The sequence below is a fragment of the Desertihabitans aurantiacus genome, assembly GCF_003344635.1.
GTDB lineage: Bacteria > Actinomycetota > Actinomycetes > Propionibacteriales > Propionibacteriaceae > Desertihabitans > Desertihabitans aurantiacus.
The window spans coordinates 1-2,084 of sequence record NZ_QPKK01000421.1 but is presented as its reverse complement, the minus strand read 5'-3'; the positions used below and the strand labels follow the sequence as shown (position 1 = coordinate 2,084).

The 2,084-nt window shown below is 78.6% G+C and carries 2 protein-coding genes; both read left to right on the top strand.

Annotated features, from left to right (window positions below; translation table 11 throughout):
* Window positions 1-898 (top strand): hypothetical protein (locus DVA66_RS19745; RefSeq protein ID WP_408608938.1); only part of this gene is annotated, 898 nt, incomplete at its 5' end.
* The coding region (locus DVA66_RS19740; RefSeq protein ID WP_198671980.1) for a DUF5719 family protein at window positions 895-2,084 on the top strand (1,190 nt) is incomplete at its 3' end. The genes DVA66_RS19745 and DVA66_RS19740, both read left to right, overlap by 4 nt.

The window sequence follows — 2,084 nt, the reverse complement described above, 5'->3', positions numbered from 1 at the left end:
GCCGGTGGTGCTGGGGTGCCTGGCGCTCGGCGTCCTCGGGCTGGTCCGCCGCGGCCGGCAGCCGGTCGTCCGCAACGCCTGGCTGGTCGCCGTCCTCGGGCTGGCCGCCGCGGTGCTGGCCAGCCGGATGGTGGTGGCGGTGCCGCCCTACGGCGAGGCGGTCCGGCCCGAGACCTCGGGTTGGCTGCTGCTCGCCCTCGGCGCCCTGCTCGTCGCAGGCGCCCGCGCGCTGCCCGCCTCCCGGCTGCCCGCCGCGCTGCGCAAGGCGGTGTCGGTGCTGCTGGTGCTGGTCCTGCTGACGGTCGGCACCGCCTGGTGGGTCTTCGACGGCGTCACCGGTCCGGCCGGGCGCCGCGCCAGCCAGCTGCCGCCGTTCATCACCTCGGCGATGGCCGACCAGCCGGTGCGCACACTCGCGGTCGACCTCACCGGGGAGCAGACCCGCTGGAACCTGCTCACCGCCGACGGCCCCCGGCTCGGGGACGCCGAACGCGGGCTGCCGGTCGGCGCCGCCGAGCGCGCGGAGCTGGGGGCGCTGGTCACCCGGCTGGTCGCCACCGGCGGCGACGACGAGGCCACCCGCCGGCTGGCCGAGCTGCAGGTCGGCTTCGTCTGGGTACGCGGCGCCGAGCCGGTCGAGGTGACGACGATCGGCTCCACACCGGGACTCCAGGTCGGCAGCGACAGCCCCGGCGGACGGGTCTGGACCGTCACCGCCGAGGCACCCGCGCTCCCGGCGCCCGCGCCGAACCCCGTGCTGCGCGCGCTGGCGGTGGCCCAGCTGGTGCTGCTGCTCGGTGTCGTGGTGATGGCGGCGCCGGCGCTGCGGCGCGAGGAGGAGGACGAACCGGTGGCCCGACGCGGCCGCGCGGTGATGGAGCAGGAGGCGGGTCGGTGAGCGCGGTCGGTCGGGCCCTCGGGGTCGTCTGGCGTCCGGTCTGGGCGCGGTTGCTGCTGGTCGCGCTCGCGGTGGCGGCGGTGGTCGTCGGTGGGACGCTGCTGCCCGCGCGTCCGCTGCCACAGCCCGCACCCGTCCCGGTGGCCGGGGTGTCCCGGCTGGTGTGCCCGGTGCCCGCGGACGAGACGGCCTCGGTGCGGGCCGGCGTCCCCGGCGGCGAGGCGTCCCTGCTCGAGCTGCAGACCCTCGACCAGGCGCCGCTGGAGAGCACCGTCACCGACGGGGTGCTCACCGCCGACGTCGACGGCACCGCCCTGCTGACCGCCCGCGACGAGGCCTCCGGGCAGGTCGTCGCCACCACCACCCGCGCCGCCGCCGAGGGGGAGGACCCCGGGCTCAGCCAGGTGGCCTGCCGCGGTGCCGGCTCCGGGCAGTGGCTGGTCGGGCTGCGTGAGGGCGGCGACGCCCGGGCCGCGGTGGTGCTGACCAACCCCGACGACCGCCAGGCCGTGGTCAACCTCGAGCTGCACGACGAGACCGGGCTGCTGGCCGCGCCCGGTTCGCGTGACATCGCGGTGCCGGGACGCCGGAGCGTGGTGGTCGAGCTGGGCCCGCTGGTCCGTCCCACCGGCGCGCTGGCGGTGCAGGTGGAGACCACCACCGGACGGGTCACCGCCGTCGGCCGCCAGCGCGGCTACACCGACAGCCGGCCCCGCAGCTCGGAGTGGCTCGACCCCGGCGCCCAGCCGGCCACCAGCCAGGTGCTGCCCGCCCTGCCCGGCGGGGACGGCGCCCGCCGGCTGGTGCTGTTCAACCCCGGTGACCGCCGCGCCCAGGTGGGTGTCGAGGCGCTCGGCGACGGGCCCTACGTGCCGGCCGGCGTGCAGGGCCAGGTGGACGTCCCGCCGGCCGGGACGGCGGTGGTCGAGCTGGACGAGGGGTTCAGCGACGAGGCCACCGCGCTCCGGCTGACCGCCAGCCAGCCCGTGGCCGCCACCGTCGAGGCCGAGGACCCCGACGGCGACCTCGCGCTGGTGCCGGCCCGCGACCCGCTGACCGGCACGGCCGCCGGCGTGGTGGGCACGGTCCCCGACGCCGAGGGCGAGCTGGTGCTGGCCAACGCCGGCGCCGAGCCGGCCCGGGTGCGGATCAGCGGCCCGGGGGCGGCGCCGGAGGAGCTGGAGGT